Source organism: Methylophaga sulfidovorans, from assembly GCF_900114205.1.
GTDB lineage: Bacteria > Pseudomonadota > Gammaproteobacteria > Nitrosococcales > Methylophagaceae > Methylophaga > Methylophaga sulfidovorans.
The window spans coordinates 209,651-227,422 of record NZ_FOSH01000001.1; the positions used below are offsets into that span (position 1 = coordinate 209,651).

A 17,772-nucleotide genomic window follows, 5' to 3' on the forward strand; every position below is an offset into this window, starting at 1 on the left:
AATCTATTTAAGTTCTTACTTCTTCTTTCTGTTCTTTTTTCGCTCAGCCTTTTTTGCTGCTTTTTCTTCTCGGGCAATTAGAACCTGTTGCCATTCTGCTTCTATCATTTCAGGCGTCTCCCAGGTTACCCTTCCCAGCATACCCGCCCGGACCTCGGTCAGAATGATTTTAGCGGTACGATCCAAATCCACCTTAGCACCAGACCTTAAGCAGCCCCGTTTGATTCCGATAGCTTCCATATTTTCGAACGGATATTCAGTTAAGGTATCCAGGCCGAAGCGGTCTTTTAACTGTTCAGGATAAGCTTGCATCAAATACTCAACGGCATATAAGGCAATATCATCATTATCAATTGCCGTTTCTTTTATCGCACCCGTCACGGCTAAACGATAACCACCATGAGGGTTCTCCAGATTTGGCCATAGCACGCCTGGGGTATCATGCAAGACAACGCCTTGTTCAAGTCTGATACGTTGTTGCATTTTGGTAATAGCTGGCTCATTGCCTGTTTTTGCTATTTGGCGACCAGCAAGACTGTTAATTAATGTGGATTTCCCGACATTCGGAATCCCCATAATCATCGTGTTAATCGGTCTTCCCGCCTCCGCTTTAGACGGAACCATTTTTCGACACAGGGCGAGTAAATCAGCGATACCTTCATTTTGCTGAGCTACCATCGTCAGTGTTTTTGTATGGCTTTCTTGCTCAAAATGCTGTTGCCAACGTTCTGTCAACACGACATCAGCCAGATCATATTTGTTCAATAACTTAATACAGGGTTTGTCCTTACGAATCTCTGCCAGCATAGGATTCTGACTACTGAAAGGGATTCTGGCGTCCAGTACTTCGATGATTAAATCGACCTGTGGCAAGATCTCTTTCATCTCTTTACTGGCCTTGTGCATGTGGCCGGGATACCACTGAATTGCCATAACTACATCTTCTTTGTTTAAACGAATCAGACCATTTTAGTCTAATTCCGTCTAAACCGCTGTTTAGTCATCATTCAGATATTGGCTGACATCCACTTTATCGATTTGTTGGGCCGGTAAGAATCGTTTCGCATACTGCAAATACACACCTGACTTAAGGAATAATTTAAACACCTCAGGATCAATGTGTCCGGTCTCTTTCATCTCATTTAATATGCTAAGAGCCTGACTAATAGGCATGGCTTTTTTATAGGGTCTATCCGCTGCGGTCAGTGCTTCATAGATGTCAGCAAGTACCATCACCCGCTCCGGAATAGAGAGTTCGTTTCCCATCAACTGTCTTGGGTACCCAGTCCCTAAAGCCGTTTCATGGTGAGTTGATGCATAACGAGGAACACGCTGTAATTCCTTAGGAAGTGGCAGACTCTCAAGCATTTTTATCGTGCTGATAATATGTTCATTAATTTTGAAACGGTCTTCCGCTGTCAGTGTGCCTTTTTTTATCGACAGATTATAAAGCTCACCTAAGTTATACAGACTCTCTGGCACCGTCATCTTGATACCAAATTTTTCGTCAAATTCTGTTCCGTTTACGCGCTCGATAATATGTTCTTTTTTATCTGCCAGTAAATATTCTGTCGCAGGTAGTGGTTGTGCTTGTGCGTTATAACGATTTAGCTCTATATGAGATAACCCCTGCCGATCATCAAAAAATCGCTGCCAAGTTCGTTTTGATAATTGCTCCAGTCGGGCAATATCTTCATCACTCATAAACTCACCGCCAATATTTGCTCTGGCAATAAAGGCAAAGTCATCTTGCAACTGCCGTTGCTTTTGCTGCTTAACTAAAAGTGGTTTTTCTTCATCAACATCAGGGTTATCAGAAGATAACTTACTCAGCAGAAATTCAATCTCAGCATCACGCCATAGCACTTCAAAGCGCATCCTTATTTCATGAATACGATTGTAAAGCGATTCTAATTTAGTGCCCTTATCAATGATATGCTCAGGCGTGGTGATTTTACCGCAGTCATGAAGCCAGGCCGCAACCTGAAACTCTCGCCATTCTTCTGGTGAATTAAAGTGAAAGTTTTTAAAGCTGCCAGACTCAGATTTTTCTACCTCATGCATTAGCATAAAGGCCAGCTCAGGAACGCGCTCACAATGTCCCGCGGTATGAGGTGACTTGTCATCGATAGCCTGAGCAATCACTTTTATCATGGCATCCAATAAGTCTTGTTGTGCCTTTTCATGCTTTTGAATGGACTTGGACATGTCCATCATTGAGTTAACCAATCCTTTTAACTCAATGATCTTAGTACTCACTTTGGTGACGTTGGTATAGTCTCTTTGAGTGATTTTTCTACTTTCTTCGGCTAGCCGCCTGACTGGACCGACAAAAGGATTCGCTAATAACCAGGACAGAGGCAGCAAACACAAAAGTGCTAATGCACTCAATAAAATGGATGTTTTAACCCTCGATATTGCCGAAGCAAAAATCGTATCGACTGGGGCGAGAATAGCCAAAATATCGGTTTTATCGTTATAAAGTGAAAATACCTTCATATAAACAAAGTATGATTTGTCACCGATATCTATAATGTTCAACCCGCTTGGCAAATCATGCTGCGCCATTTGCAGTAGTTTCTGGTAGGGTACCGCGCCTAATTGATAGTTCCTTTCGCGATTACTCCTTAACCACTTATCATCCATAGCCTCAATATACTCGGGACCTAATTTCGATAAGGCCTCATTGAACAGCGCCGTCAATTTTTCATCCGACCTGTGCAACATAAAATGTAATTGTGTGGGTAGTTCTACATCATCAAAATTCCGGACAGGTGTGATATTGACATCATCAATAAAGAACTGTTTTACGGTATAAGTCAGCACCGCCATGGTATCGATAGCTGCATCAGCCTTACCGGTCTCTACTGCATCGAACATACCTCTGACATTAGATACCTGAATAATTTGTGTCTCTGGTAATTGTTCTTCCAGTTTACTGGCTAAAAGCCAGCCTTCCGGTATGGCTACCTTCTTTCCTTTCAACCCATCAAGGTTATCAATTCTTTCTGAGGATTTGGCTGTCAAAATGCCATAAGTAACATCGAGGAAAGGAGCTGTTAAACGTCCAAACAGTCGCCTGGTTGGCTCATCAAATAATGGCTGAAGCACATCAAGGTCACGATTGAAAAACATTTCAGCCATCACTCGCCATGAAGAACCATTTACATAATGAATTTTTATACCTGTCATCTGTGAAATATAGTTCAGCGTGTCAACGGCATAACCATAGGGCGTTCCTGAAGCCGAAAAATTAATGGGTGCCCAGTCAGTCTCATTAGACACCAATAGATAAGGTATCCCCTTCACCAGCTCTTTTTGTTCATCGGTCATCTCAAAAGCCGGGGGAGCAGGCAAAGTATCTTTTTGACTTAACACATTATTGCTGGCGATTAACTCGCCATTTTTTTGATATAGATAAATTTCGGTTGAAGTATCATCGACCTGCTTTTTCAGAAACTTATCTAATGCTGCCCGGGTAATATCCAGCGCAATAACAGTGTTATTTTTTGCTAATTTTATGGAGTAGGTATTGCCTGCAATCTGCGTTATCTGAAATAAATGGGGTGAAGATTTATGAACTTTTTCACTCGAACTATTGAGAAACCAGGGCCGATTTCGTGGATCAAATTTTGTCGGCTCCGTTACCGTTGTTCTTAACTTAAAATTATCATCGTAATACTGAACTGTCTTTTTACGTGATTTTCCCTGGCCTGATACTTTGCTAACCACCCAACTATCTTCAGTTGTTGCTTCTAAATTGCGTCGTAGAGCTGGAGAGATTTTTAGATTGCTTATCTCATAATAATCACCATTATTAAAACCAATATGGAGTGAACTGGATAGCGAATTAGTTAGCAATGCATCGGCTAAAAGCTGTCTTTTATCGGCTGTTATCTGAGATAAATTAGACAACGATATCGTTTGGGATAATAGTTTAACCGTGTAACTGGCACTCTTATCTATATCGTCAATACGGGTTTGAATATTCTTAGCCGTTTTTTCATAAATCTGTAGCGTTGATTCAGCAGCTAATTTCTTACTAAAGAAATACTGTAGGCTGACTGCCACTGAAGCTGTAACTACGGTAGCAAATAGAAAAAAGAGTATGACTGCTGCTCGAATTGATATACGAAAATGCTTTGCCAGCTTGGTAGCTGAAACCGATAATCTTCTAATCAGCAATGAGCTCAATCGATAACACCTTTAATTTATTTTAGTTGTACACAACAAAAATTACAGTACTTTTACATTAGTTGTAAATGCTTTATCCAATATTATTGCTAATCTCATTGACGTATAATCATATATTCATTTCACTACATACTATCTAAGAAACTATGCCAAAAGCGAGCGAATTAAAGAAAGGAATGGTGGTCGTTGTTGCTGACGAACCTTATGTTGTTAAAGACATTGATATTCGCAACCCATCATCACGCGGCGCATCAACACTGTATAAAATTCGGTTTAATCATCTCAAAACCAGACAGAAACGTGATGAGTCGTTTAAAGGTGAAGATTTTCTAAAAGAAGTGGACTGTGAACGTCAGTTAGTGCAATTTTCCTATCAGGACGGTGACAGTTACGTCTTTATGAATAATGAAAGCTTTGAGCAGTACGCTATCAATGCCTCTGACATTGAAGACACTCTGGGTTATATCCATGACGGCTTAGATAATATCGTCGCCGTTTTATTGGAACAGCAACTTGTGGCTATTGAGTTGCCAGCCGCGGTCTCTTTGACTATTGTGGAGACATCGCCAGGTATCAAGGGCGCTACGGCTGCCGCACGTACAAAACCGGCAACATTATCGACAGGCATAGAAGTTCAAGTGCCAGAATATATTGAAAACGGAGAAGTCATTAGGGTCAATACCGACACAGGTAAATTTATGTCGAGAGCCTAAACCTATCGTATGAGGACACGTATCAAACATCTTGTTTTAATTTGCCTAGGCTGGATGTTTGTCGCCCTAGGCATCATTGGCGTTATTCTGCCATTGATGCCAACCACGATTTTTCTCATATTAGCATTGGCATGTTTTGCTGAAAGTTCTCCTCGGTTTCATCAAATGCTCCTCAACCACAAATGGTTCGGCCCGCCATTAAGACAGTGGCAGCAAACTCATAGCATGCGTCGTGATGTAAAAAAGAAGGTCTATTTGATCATAATTCTGTCCTTTGCTATTTCTATTGGAGCAGTCTGGGGCCGGCTTTGGTTACAAGTCATGTTATTCGTTATTGGTCTGACTTTATTAGCCTGTATATATCGAATAAAGGAGTCCAACTAAGGATGCTTTATTCTTTCAGGCATAGCACTTGGTTATGAAGATATGGATGCTGACGTTAATCAATTTAGAACTGAACACAAAGTAGTAGAAATTTTCACTCAATTTTATGATGACTAATGGAGATAAAATGGAATTGCAGGATTTTTTAACGCAATTAAAAACACACCCTGAAAACATAGAATTTGACGATACTATGTCCGTCATAGAGGCTTATTACGACTTTACCCCTACCGCATTTAAAAACGGCGGTACCACGAATGAAGCCGGACAAAATAATGGCTCATGTAAAATTCTTGGCTTTGGCAAAATACATTCGCTTAGCGTTGATGAAACATTAGCTTGCTTTGGTAAGTACTATCGTGAGGATGTATTAGCTAATCCAGAAGGTGATGATCATCAAAATATTCGTCATTTTATGAAGACCGGTTGGGATGGCGTGGTATTTGAAGGTGAACCATTAACAGTCCTTTAATACATAGAACCACTAAAACAAAAAAAGGGAGCTAAAGCTCCCTTTTTTTATGGCTTTTACGTCATCAGACTAGAGTAAGACGCGCTCAATACCACCTTGTTTGACACTATCGATAAAGTCTTTATGCCAGTTATCCCCTTTCAGGTGTTTGGCAATTTCAACCACGATGTAGTCGGTATCAATTCCAGTATCTTCGCTATAACGGCTCAAGCCTTGTTGACAAGCTGGGCATGATGTCAGCATTTTCACATTGCCATTTTTCGCTTTATTCTGACCAGTCAGATCCTGAATCCCTTTGGTGATTTCCTCTTCTTTACGGAAACGCACTTGGGTCGCAATATCTGGACGCGCCACAGCAAATGAACCAGCTTCACCACAGCAACGATCATTTAATGCCACTTCCTGACCCATCAATGTACTGGCCACTGAGGTTGGTTGATAGGTCTTCATCGGTGTATGACATGGGTCATGGTACATATATTGAACCCCTTCCACACCTTCCAGCCTCACGCCTTTTTCCATCAGATATTCATGTATATCCAAAAGACGACAGCCAGGGAAGATCGCTTCAAACTGATACTTCAACAGCTGATCCATACAGGTACCACAAGATACGATAACCGTCTTAATATCCATATAATTCAGCGTGTTAGCCAAACGATGGAATAACACCTGATTAGATGTCGAAATCGATGTCGCTTTTTCCTGATCGCCAGTGGACGCCTGCGGATAACCACAGCACAAATAGCCTGGCGGCAATACAGTTTCAGTGCCCACTTCATAGAGCATGGCTAATGTTGCCAACCCTACCTGACTAAACAAACGTTCAGAACCACAGCCGGGGAAATAGAAAACCGCATCTGATTCATCATTGACCTTTTTCGGATCACGCAGAATCGGAATCATCTTCTCATCTTCCACTCCCAACATGGCACGAGTGGTTTGCGTAGGTAAACCTGTTGGCATTGGTTTTTTTATGAAATGAACGACTTGCTCACGAATCGGCGTTCTACCGGTCGTAGGCATAGGTCGTTTTTTCTTACTACCCAATACCCCCAATGTTTTAGCGACACCATGCGCCATTTTCTGTGCCTGATATCCCCATTCAATCATGGTTTTACGCATGATTTTTATCGTCAGCGGATCAGTCGCATTCAGGTAAGCCATTGATGTCCAGGTACCAATATTTGGACGACGTTTGCCTTGTTTTTTAAGGACTTCACGCAGTTTGATACTGACATCACCAAAATCGATATTGACCGGGCATGGATTCAAACAGCGATGACACACGGTACAGTGATCCGCGACATCATTCATCTCTTCAAAGTGACGAACTGAAATGCCACGACGTGTTTGTTCTTCGTACAAGAAAGCTTCAATAATCAAGCCGGTACCAAGAATTTTATTACGCGGCGAGTACAGTAAGTTGGCACGAGGTACGTGTGTTGTACATTCAGGTTTACACTTACCACATCTCAGACAGTCTTTAATGTCATTATTAATGTCACCCAGATCACTTTGTTCAAGAATCAGCGCTTCCTGCTCTAACAGACGTAATGACGGTGTATAAGCGTTATCCAGTCCAGAGCCAGCTAATAACTTACCAGCATTGAAGTGACCATTAGGATCTACTTTCTGTTTGTATCCGGCAAAAGCATCAATGGTAGCTTTGTCCAGATACTGCATCTTGGTCAGACCAATACCATGTTCACCGGAAATAACACCGCCAAGACGCGCAGCTAATGCCATCACTTCATCCACAATGCCTTCCGCATCATGCATCATTTCATAGTCATTAGAATTGACAGGAATGTTGGTGTGAACATTACCGTCACCGGCATGCATATGTGTGGCGACAAACAAACGGCCTGAACGGTTTTCTTTATGAATACTGTCTAGTTTATTTCTTAGTACACTCAGCGCTTGTCCCTGGAATAACTCTTTAAGCGGTTTTTCCATTTCATCACGATACGAAATACGCAAATCCCGACGCTGCAATACATTAAATAAAGTATCACCTTCGATGATATTTGCTGTCGCTGTATCAGATAGCAAATCGGCCAAGTCTTTAGCCGGTTTATCAAGGCTATCTAAAATTTTCTGCCAGCGAGCCATGACTACATCAACATGCTGACATGCTGCTTCGTTTTTGGAATTGACGATGGCATTGTTCTCAGCACTTTCACCCAGATCTTTATTGCCGCACTCTTTCAACTCTTTCGGATTTGAGCCTAAATAGGTTTTTACGGCTTTTGCTGTTTTCAGTTTATTGCGTGTGGACTGAACAATATTAATACGTTCAATACCATCGTTATATTCAGACAAGCGATCCAGCGGAATAACCACGTCTTCATTAATTTTGAAGGCATTAGTATGCCGTGCAATTGCCGCTGTACGTGAACGATCTGCCCAGAAGCGTTTGCGAGCTTCAGGACTGACAGCTACAAAACCTTCGCCATCACGCGCATTGGCGAGGCGAACTACTTCAGAACACGCTTCTGCTACCGCATCCTCATCATCACCTACCACATCGATGAGCAATACCATCTTAGGCGCCACTGAACGCGGTGCTTTAGTTGAATAATCAACCGCTTTCACATAACGCTCATCAAGATGTTCCATCCCGGCCAGTAACACGTTTTTGTTATTGTCCAGATAGTCTTTGGTTTCAACAATGGCCGGTACAGCTTTACTTAGATCATTACCAAAAAACTCAAGACAGACTGTGCGGATATAGTCAGGCATACGATGCAGCACAAAGACCGAAGAGGTGATCAAACCATCACAGCCTTCTTTTTGTATGCCAGGCAAACCACCAAGGAATTTATTGGTGACGTCTTTTCCTAAACCAATTTTGCGAAGTTCTTTGGCAGGAATTCTCATCACTTCAGGCTCACCAATAATGGTTTGACCATCCGGTTGAAAACGCGTCACCTTGAATTCAGCGAACTCGATATCATGAATTTTGCTCAGATTATGATTAAGCCGTTCGACTTCCATCCAGGTCGCATCCGGCGTCACCATTCTCCATGAGAGCAGGTTATCGAGAGCAGTTCCCCACATCACGGCTTTTTTACCGCCGGCATTCATCGCGACGTTACCACCGATGGTAGAAGCATCTTGCGATGTTGGATCCACAGCAAACACTAAGCCACTGCGATCAGCTAAGTCAGAAACGCGGCGGGTGACTACGCCAGCTTCAGCTCGAACAGTAGGGACTTTTTCTTCACGACCTGGAATATGGCGATAAATAACATCGCCCAAACCTTCCAGTTTTTCAGTGTTAACCACCACACTTTCAGCCGTTAAAGGAATAGCACCACCGGTATAACCAGTACCACCACCACGAGGAATAACCGTTAATCCCAAGTCGATACAGGCAGCAATGATTTTTGCCATCTCTTCTTCAGAGTCAGGTGTCACCACCGCCAGTGGATACTCTACGCGCCAGTCAGTCGCATCGGTCACGTGTGAAACACGCGCCAGACCATCAAACTGAATATTGTGTTTTTTTGTCGTTTTAGATAAACGACGCATCACCATTTTTCTGCGTTCCGCAGTGCTTAATAAGTTACGTTCAAACCGTTCTACAGCCTGACGCGCATTTTTTTCCAGTTGCAAAGCAAGGTCATTATTATTTTCTTCAGCACGGATGCGAATTTGATCCAGTCGGTGATGTAAAGCATGACGAAGTGAGCCCCAACGTTTTTGGTTTTCGACTAAATCGTCTTGGATAAATGGATTACGTTGAATAACCCACATATCGCCTAATACTTCAAACAGCATTTTCGCTGAGCGGCCAGTTTTGCGCTGCCCGCGAAGCTGCTGCAAAACCTCCCACATTGGTTCCCCTAGGAAACGAATGACGATTTCACGATCAGAAAATGAGGTATAGTTGTACGGAATCTCGCGAATTCGGTTAGACATGTTGACAGATAAGCCTCTTTCTAAAGTAAGAGTGATGTTTAAGATCGGCAATTTTAACACGGGCGCGACTATAATATGACCCACATAAATTAAGCCTTTTATTAAAGTAAGCTTCGGACGACTGTTTTTACTATGGATTTGTTACATATTATCGCCTTGGCCTTATTACAAGGCCTGACTGAATTTTTGCCCATATCCAGCTCTGCTCACCTCATTCTTTTACCCATTATTGCTAACTGGCAGGATCAAGGACTCGCCTTTGATGTCGCAGTCCATGTCGGTACGTTAACGGCTGTTATTATTTATTTCCGTAGCACAATAAAAACGCTTATCGCTGACTGGTGTCACTCCGTTGCGCAAAAACAGACCGTCGGTGATAGTAAATTAGCCTGGGCAGTACTGTTTGGCACAATTCCCGTTGGCTTGGCTGGCTTGTTTTTAGGTGACCTGGTTGAAACTAGTCTTCGCAGTCCGCTGGTCATTGCGACTACCACTATCGTTTTTGGTCTGTTGCTGGGCTGGGCAGACTGGCAAGGTAAACGCATTCGTAATGAAAGTCGGCTGAATTGGTTTGATGTTCTATTTATAGGTATTGCTCAAGCGGTTGCGCTGATTCCGGGCACATCACGTTCAGGCATAACGATTACAGCAGGCTTGATGCTAGGTCTAACACGTGAAGCGGCTGCCCGTTTTTCCTTCCTTTTATCCATTCCGGTTATCGTGCTTGCCGGTGGTTTAAAAATTATTGAACTTATTGAATCACAACTTGTGATAGACTGGTTCGCTTTAAGTGCTGGCGCATTATTTTCTGCCGTTAGCGCCTATCTATGCATTTTCTTGTTTCTAAAAATGCTTGACCGTATAGGGATGTGGCCATTCGTCATATATCGTTTGGTGCTTGGCGCAATATTGTTTTGGTTGTTTACTTAAATAAGGTTGACAGCTTTTTTCATAGTGCGTAATATTCTCCCTCTTTATTTAGCCCGCCTGCGTAATTATCAGGAGCAACTCGCGGATGAAAACCATAAGTGCAAAACCAGCAGAAGTTCGTCGTGACTGGTTCGTTATTGATGCTGACGGCAAAACATTAGGCCGTATGGCTACTGAAATCGCACGTCGTTTACGTGGAAAGCATAAAGCTATCTACACACCCCATGTCGACACTGGCGATTACATTGTTGTTATCAACGCTGAAAAACTGCGTGTTACTGGTAACAAAATGAAAGATAAAATTTATTATCACCACACAGGTCATATCGGTGGTATCAAGTCTATCTCGCTGGAAAAACAACTCGACAAAGCGCCTGAGCGTGTTATCCAGACGGCTGTCAAAGGTATGCTTCCTAAAAACCCGCTGGGTCGCGCAATGTTCGGCAAACTGAAAGTTTACGCTGGCGCAGAACACCCTCATACAGCTCAACAGCCTAAAGTGCTGGAAATCTAATCGGATATCGTCATGGCAGATTCATACTACGCTACAGGTCGCCGCAAAAGCTCAACAGCTCGTGTATTCCTGAAACCAGGCAGCGGCAACATTTCAATTAACACTCGCACACTTGAAGATTATTTCGGTCGTGAAACTTCTCGCATGGTTGTTCGTCAGCCTTTAGAGCTAGTTGACATGCTTGAAAAATTTGACCTGAAAATCACCGTTCGTGGCGGTGGTAATAATGGTCAAGCTGGTGCAATTCGTCACGGTATCAGCCGCGCATTAGTCGAATACGACAGTGAATTAAAATCTGAATTACGTAAAGCAGGCTTTATCACTCGTGATGCTCGTGCCGTTGAACGTAAGAAAATTGGTCTTCACAAAGCACGTAAACGTCCACAATTCTCAAAACGTTAATTGTTGGCTGCTTTGCAGACTCAAAAAAAGGTCACCTTCGGTGGCCTTTTTTTATGGCTGGGTTTATTGCCTCACAAATAAACCCCATGTTATAAAGCGGTTTTATTAAATTCTGGCATGGAACCTAACGATGAATAAACACCTTCGTAGCGCCTCAATCTTATTGGCTTTAGCCCTCCCCTCAATATCATTTGCCGAACAAGAATCACAAATCGCTTTATCTGCCGGTGCCTTTGAGGTTTTCGATGATAATACTGCTGCTGAGGTGGGTGTTGAATATCGATTTGCCCCACAAAAATCAGCTTTTAATTTGATTCCAACTTTAGGGGCAACCTTGACTTCTGATGGGGGTTATTGGGGCTATGCTGGAGTCCGATATGATTTTTACCTTAACGCTAACTGGATATTAACGCCTCACTTTGCTGTAGCTGCTTATGAGCAAGGTGGAGGGGTAGATTTAGGTTACGATATTGAGTTTAGAACAGGTGCCGAGCTTGCCTATCAGTTTAGTGATAAAAGTCGCTTAGGTTTAGGTTTATATCATCTATCCAATGCTAACCTCGGTGAGAATAATCCTGGCGCTGAATCATTAATACTAAGCTACAGTTTCTGATTATCGCACCTTCTTGTATAAACGGCCTTTTCCATCGGGTTGAGTTTTAAAGCGGCGATGTAGCCAAAAATATTGTTCAGGCATGAGTCGAATCTGCGACTCGAGCCAATCATTAATACGTTGAGCATCAGCTATATCGTCGCCAGATGGATAAGCTTCCCATGCTGGAAAAATTTGAATATGGTAACTGCCATCTGAATTACGCTTAGGCACGAATGGCACCACTTCTGCCTTCGTCATTTTTACCATTCGCGCCGTGGCCGGAATAGTCGCGGCAGTCACACCAAAAAACTTGGCAAAGATACTATTTCTCGGGCCAAAATCTTGATCTGGCGCATACCAGACAACTTTATTTTTGCGTAATGCACGTAACATAGCTCTGACATCATCCCGCATCACAATACCCTCGCTATGGTAAATTCGCGAACGCATCATCACGGCATTAAACAAAGGATTCTTAAGGTGTCTGAACATGACGTAAGCCGGCGTTTGTAGCATGATCAAACGGCCTCCAATCTCCATACTGGTGAAATGCCCGGTTAACAAAATGACACCTTTGCCTTTTTGTTTTGCAGCTTCTAAATGTTCCAGCCCTTCGTAAGTCACGCGTCGATGAAGTTGTTTATCAGATGCCCACCAGCTCACAGCGGTTTCGATCATCATCATGCCAGTATTCTTCAGCACTGTTTTCACCAAGACTTCTCGCTGTTCTTGGCTCATTTCAGGAAAGCAGAGCTCTAAGTTTCTTCGCACCACTTTTGCTCTGGAACGCATAAAGGGTTGCAATATATGCCCAAGCAACATGCCTATGCGGTACTGTAATTTAGCAGGCAAATAGACCGATAATCGCATGAGTAACAGCCCAAGCCAGCTCAGCCAATAGCGAGGGTGCAAAAATTGTTTCTGGAAAATGTTCATTCAGGCTCTGTTGCTTTCACAAAGTAGCGCCTATGCTATCATTCCTGCTTACTTTTCGCTGCATTATGAGTCTGATTTGAGAGTTTTTTATAATATCGTTTTTACGTTAGCTGTACCTTTTATCCTGCTGCGTCTATTGTGGCGCGGCACAAAAGCCAGCGCCTACTTCAAACGTTGGGATGAGCGATTTGCTATCACTCTGCCAAGCATTGACAAAAGTAAGCCACTTATCTGGGTTCATGCTGTTTCTATGGGTGAAGTTGAGGCCTGTCGACCTTTGGTCACTGCAATCAAATCGACATACCCTGAACATCAAATACTGATTACCACAATGACCCCGACAGGCAGCGCCCGCGTAAAAGCTTTATATACCGATGATGTTCTGCACTGTTATTTACCTTATGACTTGCCGCTCATTATGCGTCGCTTTATACAAGCTATTCAGCCTGCATTTGGCGTAATTATGGAAACAGAGTTATGGCCAAACCTTATCCATCATTGTCATAAACAAAATATTCCACTGGTGCTGGCCAACGCAAGAATGTCAGCACGCTCATTAAAAGGTTATCAGCGAATACCTTCTTTAACACGAGAAACCCTGCAAAGCTTTTCAGTGATTGCCGCACAAGCCCAGCAGGATCGTGAGCGCTTTATTGAACTCGGTGCGGATAGAGATAAAGTGCATGCTGTGGGCAATCTGAAATTTGAAGTCAATTTATCGGCCACGATTATTGAGCAGGCTGAAGCTATTCGCTCAATGTGGGGAAACCGCCCGGTTTTTATTGCTGCCAGTACACATGAAGGCGAAGATGAGATTATTCTGAATGCCTCTCGCCAAATCCGTGCTGAGGTGCCAGATTTATTACTCATTATTGTTCCCAGACACCCAGAGCGTTTCGATAGAGTAGCCTCTCTGTGCCAGCGCGCTGGCTTCAAAATTCTACGTCGCAGTGAAAATGGCTTATGTAAGAGCGACATTCAAATTCTTGTCATCGATAGTATGGGCGAACTCCCGATATTCTATGCATGCTCTGATGTCGCTTTTGTCGGTGGAAGCCTGGTACCCACGGGTGGCCACAATATCCTTGAACCGGCTGCATTATCCCGTCCAGTGATCGTGGGTCCTCATGTCTTTAATTTTGCTGAAATCACTCAGCAGTTTATTACCGCTCAAGCAGCTATTCAGGTAGATAGTGCAGAAACGCTGGCAATAACGGTGATCGACTTATTAAAAAATCCTCCAAAACGCACCGCTATGGGTGAAGCTGGACAACAATTAATCAAACAAAGCCAGGGCGCCAGCCAGCGCTTACTTAACTTAATCAAATACAATATCCATGTCTGATAAAGACCATTATTGGATGCAAAGAGCCTTGGCGCTCGCCCGTAATGCAGAAATAGAAGGTGAAGTACCTGTTGGCGCTGTTATCGTTTTAGACAATCAGGTCATCGGTGAAGGCTGGAATCAACCTATTGCCAGCCAGGATGCAACTGCACATGCCGAAATTATCGCTTTAAGGCAGGCTTGCCAAACCATGAAAAACTACCGCTTACCTGGCGCTGATATTTACATCACGCTTGAGCCCTGCATTATGTGCGCTGGCGCGTTAATACATGCTCGTATTGCGCGCTGCATTTACGCCACAGCAGAACCAAAAACAGGCGCTGCTGGTAGCTGTATAGATGCATTTGCTCTGCCGAACCTAAACCATCGGGTGGAATGTAAAACTGATATTTTACGAGAAGAAAGTAGCCAACTCATTAAACAGTTCTTTAAAGCCAGACGTTAAAGGTATCTGGCAATTAAGGCTTTCTTCGGTGCATGTCCTTGATAAGGGATATAGACTTTGTGACCACTGCCAGGCGCCAGTTCAATCTCGTGATGTTCTTTATTTAATAACTTATCCAGCACTAAGGTTTTGTTTCCTTCCGGCATCACCAGCTCTAACTTATCTCCCACGGCAAACCGATTTTTCACATCGATCTCCAGGCATTGTTTGGCAGCATCGTAAGCTAATACCTCACCAACATACTGTTGTCGCTCATTACTGGAATATCCATGTAAATAGTTTTGCTGTTCTTGTGTCGGATGACGCTGGTAGAAACCATCGGTATAACCACGGCTCGATAGATTATCCAGTTGACCTATAAGCTCAGGATTAAACTTTCGTCCAGCGATAGCGTCATCAATCGCCTGACGGTATATCTGTGCAGTACGAGCAACATAATAAACAGACTTGGTACGACCTTCTATTTTCAGTGAATCGACACCAATATTGACCAGCCTCTCGATATGTTGAATTGCACGGAGATCTTTAGAGTTCATGATATAAGTACCATGCTCATCTTCGAAAATAGGCATCAACTCTCCCGGACGATTGGTTTCCTCTATTAAATAGACATCGTCAGCTAAGGGGTGCCTTTCCTGCTCACCGCAGTCAGAAAAACTATGCTGATTCATAGCGTCGAAGGCTTTAAATTCGATTTTTTGTGGTGAATCATCATTATTATCACTGGCATGGGTTTTATAATCCCAGCGACAGGCATTGGTACATGTACCTTGATTTGGATCGCGATGGTTAAAGTAGCCCGATAATAAACAACGTCCTGAATAGGCAATACACAAAGCACCATGAACAAAAACTTCTAGTTCCATATCAGGACAAAGCTGGCGTATTTCTTCAATTTCATCCAACGATAATTCACGTGAAAGAATGACTCGAGATAAGCCCATTGATTGCCAGAATTTTACCGCCTGATAATTCACCGTATTAGCTTGTACAGATAAGTGAACTGGCATTTCCGGCCACCGTTCACGTACCATCATGATTAACCCAGGATCAGCCATGATGAGCGCATCTGGCTGCATTTCAATCACTGGTTCCATATCCGCCATATAGGTCTTAATTTTGGCATTGTGTGGCATAAGATTACTTGCCACAAAAAACTGCTTACCTAAGGCATGAGCTTCTTCAATTCCTTGTTGCAAAACAGGAAGTTTATGGAAATCATTATTGCGCACCCGCAAACTGTAGCGTGGCTGACCAGCATAAACCGCATCCGCACCATAAGCATAGGCATAACGCATATGTTGCAAACTGCCCGCAGGTAATAATAATTCTGGCGCATTCATCGATGATTTCCCATAGAAAAAAAGTGGATAATTATAATCTAAATCGATAAAAAACCAATAAAAACAGTAATCTCATCACAGATATAACTCGGTAATGGATGCATTCAAATCAATATAAGGTAATAATCGTTGCCTGGTAAAACATTGAGGAAGCTCATTGAGATTATTGATCATTTCTCTACTTGCTACTGCCATGTTGACGGCATGTGGAGAAGCTCCACCACAACTCGATCAAATAAAAGAGCGTGGCGAGTTGCGCGTGCTAAGCCGATATAGCCTGACCAGTTATTATGTTAAGGGTAACGATGCTCTGGCAGGTTTTGAATATGAGCTGGCTGAACGCTTTGCTGATCGCCTTGGCGTCAAACTCAAAATTATTGTGCCGGAAAATCTCGGCACGATGCTGCATATGATTGAGGAAGGCCGCGCAGACATTGCTGCCGCTGGATTAACCGTCACAGAGCAGCGTAAAGAGCTATTACGCTTTGGACCGGTTTATCATGAAGTTACGCAGCAACTTGTCTACAAACATGGTAATAAAAGGCCAAAAGATATCACTGATATCGTTAACGGCACTCTGGAAGTCGTTGCCGACAGTAGTCATGTAGAGCAGTTACAAGCCTTACAGCAAGAGATACCCGAACTTACCTGGCGAGAAAATAAGGAATTAGACAGCCGAGGTCTACTTGAACTGGTGCAATTAGAGCTCATTGATTACACCATTGTTGACTCAAATGAGATGTCAGCTAATCAGTCACTGTTCCCTGAATTACGTGTCGCTTTTGATATTTCTGATCCTCAACCTTTAGCTTGGGCTATGGCTCCCACTGATGATGAATCACTCTACCTCGAGGTAGTGGATTTTTTCCACGATATTGAAGCCTCTGGTGAATTGGATAAGTTAATAGAAAAATACTATGGGCATATTCGTCGCTTTGACTATGTCGATACCCGCGCCATTCATCGCCGTATTCAAACGCATTTGCCACAATATAAAGACTTATTCAAAGCCGCAGGCGATGAATATGGTTTTGACTGGCACCTGCTGGCAGCCATGGCGTATCAAGAGTCACACTGGAATCCAGAAGCCGTTTCAAGTACCGGGGTAAAAGGGCTGATGATGCTAACGCGTTCTACAGCAAAACAAATGGGAGTGACCGACCGCGAAGATCCTGAACAAAGTATCTTTGCTGGTGCAGCCTATTTAGCTTCTTTATATAGTCGTTTGCCTGAGCGTATTAAAGACCCCGATCGCACCTGGTTTGCTTTAGCTGCCTACAACACAGGTCTGGGTCATCTTGAAGATGCCAGAGTTATCACTCAAAAATTAGGTAAAAACCCCGACTCATGGACAGATGTCAGGGAGAGCCTTCCATTACTCTCAAAGAAAAAATGGTACTCACAAACAAAACATGGTTATGCTCGTGGCAGTGAGCCGGTGAGATATGTACAAAATACGCGTCGTTATTTAAATATCATATTGCATCATGAAGATATGACTACACCGGTAGCACCAACCATACCTGATGTAGATGAAAAACTACCGGCAGCCTTATAAAAAAAGCCCGGTAA

The 17,772-nt window shown here is 43.1% G+C and carries 15 protein-coding genes; 10 read left to right on the forward strand and 5 right to left on the reverse strand.

From position 1 onward, the window contains the following. Positions 1-15: 15 nt before the first annotated feature. Positions 16-933: a ribosome biogenesis GTPase YlqF gene (gene ylqF, locus BM232_RS01075; protein WP_091711338.1), complete on the reverse strand. Its 918-nt coding sequence runs from the start codon at positions 931-933 to the stop codon at positions 16-18. Positions 934-996: 63 nt separating this feature from the next. Then, the gene (locus BM232_RS01080) at positions 997-4,194 is read right to left on the reverse strand and encodes an HD domain-containing phosphohydrolase (RefSeq protein ID WP_245752786.1); all 3,198 of its coding nucleotides are present in this window, start codon (positions 4,192-4,194) and stop codon (positions 997-999) included. A 146-nt stretch (positions 4,195-4,340) separates the two neighbouring features. Between BM232_RS01080 and efpL the strand changes: the two genes are divergently transcribed. The 3 genes from efpL (at position 4,341) to BM232_RS01095 (ending at position 5,763) form a co-directional block, all read left to right on the forward strand. Then, on the forward strand, positions 4,341-4,907 hold the full coding sequence (gene efpL, locus BM232_RS01085) for an elongation factor P-like protein EfpL (RefSeq protein WP_091711339.1): 567 nt from the start codon (positions 4,341-4,343) through the stop codon (positions 4,905-4,907). A 9-nt stretch (positions 4,908-4,916) separates the two neighbouring features. After that, entirely contained in the window at positions 4,917-5,291 is a 375-nt protein-coding gene (locus BM232_RS01090) for a YbaN family protein (RefSeq protein ID WP_091711340.1), read from the forward strand. Between the two features lie 127 nt (positions 5,292-5,418). After that, complete coding sequence (locus tag BM232_RS01095) at positions 5,419-5,763, forward strand: HopJ type III effector protein (protein WP_091711341.1); 345 nt, start codon at positions 5,419-5,421, stop codon at positions 5,761-5,763. Between the two features lie 69 nt (positions 5,764-5,832). Here the strand turns inward: BM232_RS01095 and BM232_RS01100 are convergent, their stop codons facing one another. Next, positions 5,833-9,690 carry a DUF3683 domain-containing protein gene (locus BM232_RS01100; protein ID WP_091711402.1) on the reverse strand — a complete coding sequence of 1,286 codons (3,858 nt, stop codon included), beginning with the start codon at positions 9,688-9,690 and terminating at the stop codon, positions 5,833-5,835. A gap of 132 nt (positions 9,691-9,822) precedes the next feature. Between BM232_RS01100 and BM232_RS01105 the strand changes: the two genes are divergently transcribed. The 4 genes from BM232_RS01105 to BM232_RS01120 all read left to right on the forward strand — a co-directional run bounded on the left by BM232_RS01105 (position 9,823) and on the right by BM232_RS01120 (position 12,149). Beyond that, on the forward strand, positions 9,823-10,620 hold the full coding sequence (locus tag BM232_RS01105; RefSeq protein ID WP_091711342.1) for an undecaprenyl-diphosphate phosphatase: 798 nt from the start codon (positions 9,823-9,825) through the stop codon (positions 10,618-10,620). Positions 10,621-10,705: 85 nt separating this feature from the next. Next, positions 10,706-11,134, forward strand: coding sequence for a 50S ribosomal protein L13 (gene rplM, locus BM232_RS01110; protein ID WP_007146942.1), 429 nt, complete (start codon positions 10,706-10,708; stop codon positions 11,132-11,134). Between the two features lie 12 nt (positions 11,135-11,146). Beyond that, positions 11,147-11,536, forward strand: a complete 390-nt coding sequence (rpsI, locus tag BM232_RS01115; protein ID WP_091711343.1) for a 30S ribosomal protein S9 — start codon at positions 11,147-11,149, stop codon at positions 11,534-11,536. A gap of 130 nt (positions 11,537-11,666) precedes the next feature. Further along, positions 11,667-12,149 (forward strand): acyloxyacyl hydrolase, encoded by a 483-nt coding sequence (locus tag BM232_RS01120; protein WP_091711344.1) that lies wholly within the window; start codon positions 11,667-11,669, stop codon positions 12,147-12,149. Here BM232_RS01120 and lpxL read toward each other — a convergent pair whose 3' ends face one another. After that, a complete protein-coding gene (gene lpxL / locus BM232_RS01125; RefSeq protein WP_091711345.1) occupies positions 12,150-13,067 on the reverse strand; it encodes an LpxL/LpxP family Kdo(2)-lipid IV(A) lauroyl/palmitoleoyl acyltransferase in 918 nt (305 codons plus the stop codon). Between the two features lie 76 nt (positions 13,068-13,143). Between lpxL and waaA the strand changes: the two genes are divergently transcribed. Both waaA and tadA read left to right on the forward strand, forming a co-directional pair. Further along, positions 13,144-14,412, forward strand: coding sequence for a lipid IV(A) 3-deoxy-D-manno-octulosonic acid transferase (waaA, locus tag BM232_RS01130; protein ID WP_091711403.1), 1,269 nt, complete (start codon positions 13,144-13,146; stop codon positions 14,410-14,412). Then, a complete protein-coding gene (tadA, locus tag BM232_RS01135) occupies positions 14,405-14,857 on the forward strand; it encodes a tRNA adenosine(34) deaminase TadA (protein ID WP_091711346.1) in 453 nt (150 codons plus the stop codon). The genes waaA and tadA overlap by 8 nt, the downstream gene beginning before the upstream one ends. On the opposite strand, the gene trhP is transcribed toward tadA, so the two are convergent. Then, entirely contained in the window at positions 14,854-16,200 is a 1,347-nt protein-coding gene (gene trhP / locus BM232_RS01140; protein WP_091711347.1) for a prephenate-dependent tRNA uridine(34) hydroxylase TrhP, read from the reverse strand. The genes tadA and trhP overlap by 4 nt on opposite strands. Positions 16,201-16,357: 157 nt before the next feature. Here trhP and mltF point away from each other — a divergent pair, with 157 nt between their 5' ends. Next, on the forward strand, positions 16,358-17,758 hold the full coding sequence (gene mltF / locus BM232_RS01145; RefSeq protein WP_091711348.1) for a membrane-bound lytic murein transglycosylase MltF: 1,401 nt from the start codon (positions 16,358-16,360) through the stop codon (positions 17,756-17,758). Positions 17,759-17,772 lie beyond the last annotated feature (14 nt).

What these genes read in the sequence shown, in the direction of transcription:
- ylqF (WP_091711338.1), bottom strand. Translation starts at nt 933, where the DNA reads ATGGCAATTCAGTGGTATCCCGGCCACATGCACAAGGCCAGTAAAGAG.
- efpL (WP_091711339.1), top strand. Translation starts at nt 4,341, where the DNA reads ATGCCAAAAGCGAGCGAATTAAAGAAAGGAATGGTGGTCGTTGTTGCT.
- BM232_RS01090 (WP_091711340.1), top strand. Translation starts at nt 4,917, where the DNA reads ATGAGGACACGTATCAAACATCTTGTTTTAATTTGCCTAGGCTGGATG.
- BM232_RS01095 (WP_091711341.1), top strand. Translation starts at nt 5,419, where the DNA reads ATGGAATTGCAGGATTTTTTAACGCAATTAAAAACACACCCTGAAAAC.
- BM232_RS01100 (WP_091711402.1), bottom strand. Translation starts at nt 9,690, where the DNA reads ATGTCTAACCGAATTCGCGAGATTCCGTACAACTATACCTCATTTTCT.
- BM232_RS01105 (WP_091711342.1), top strand. Translation starts at nt 9,823, where the DNA reads ATGGATTTGTTACATATTATCGCCTTGGCCTTATTACAAGGCCTGACT.
- rplM (WP_007146942.1), top strand. Translation starts at nt 10,706, where the DNA reads ATGAAAACCATAAGTGCAAAACCAGCAGAAGTTCGTCGTGACTGGTTC.
- rpsI (WP_091711343.1), top strand. Translation starts at nt 11,147, where the DNA reads ATGGCAGATTCATACTACGCTACAGGTCGCCGCAAAAGCTCAACAGCT.
- BM232_RS01120 (WP_091711344.1), top strand. Translation starts at nt 11,667, where the DNA reads ATGAATAAACACCTTCGTAGCGCCTCAATCTTATTGGCTTTAGCCCTC.
- lpxL (WP_091711345.1), bottom strand. Translation starts at nt 13,067, where the DNA reads ATGAACATTTTCCAGAAACAATTTTTGCACCCTCGCTATTGGCTGAGC.
- tadA (WP_091711346.1), top strand. Translation starts at nt 14,405, where the DNA reads ATGTCTGATAAAGACCATTATTGGATGCAAAGAGCCTTGGCGCTCGCC.
- trhP (WP_091711347.1), bottom strand. Translation starts at nt 16,200, where the DNA reads ATGAATGCGCCAGAATTATTATTACCTGCGGGCAGTTTGCAACATATG.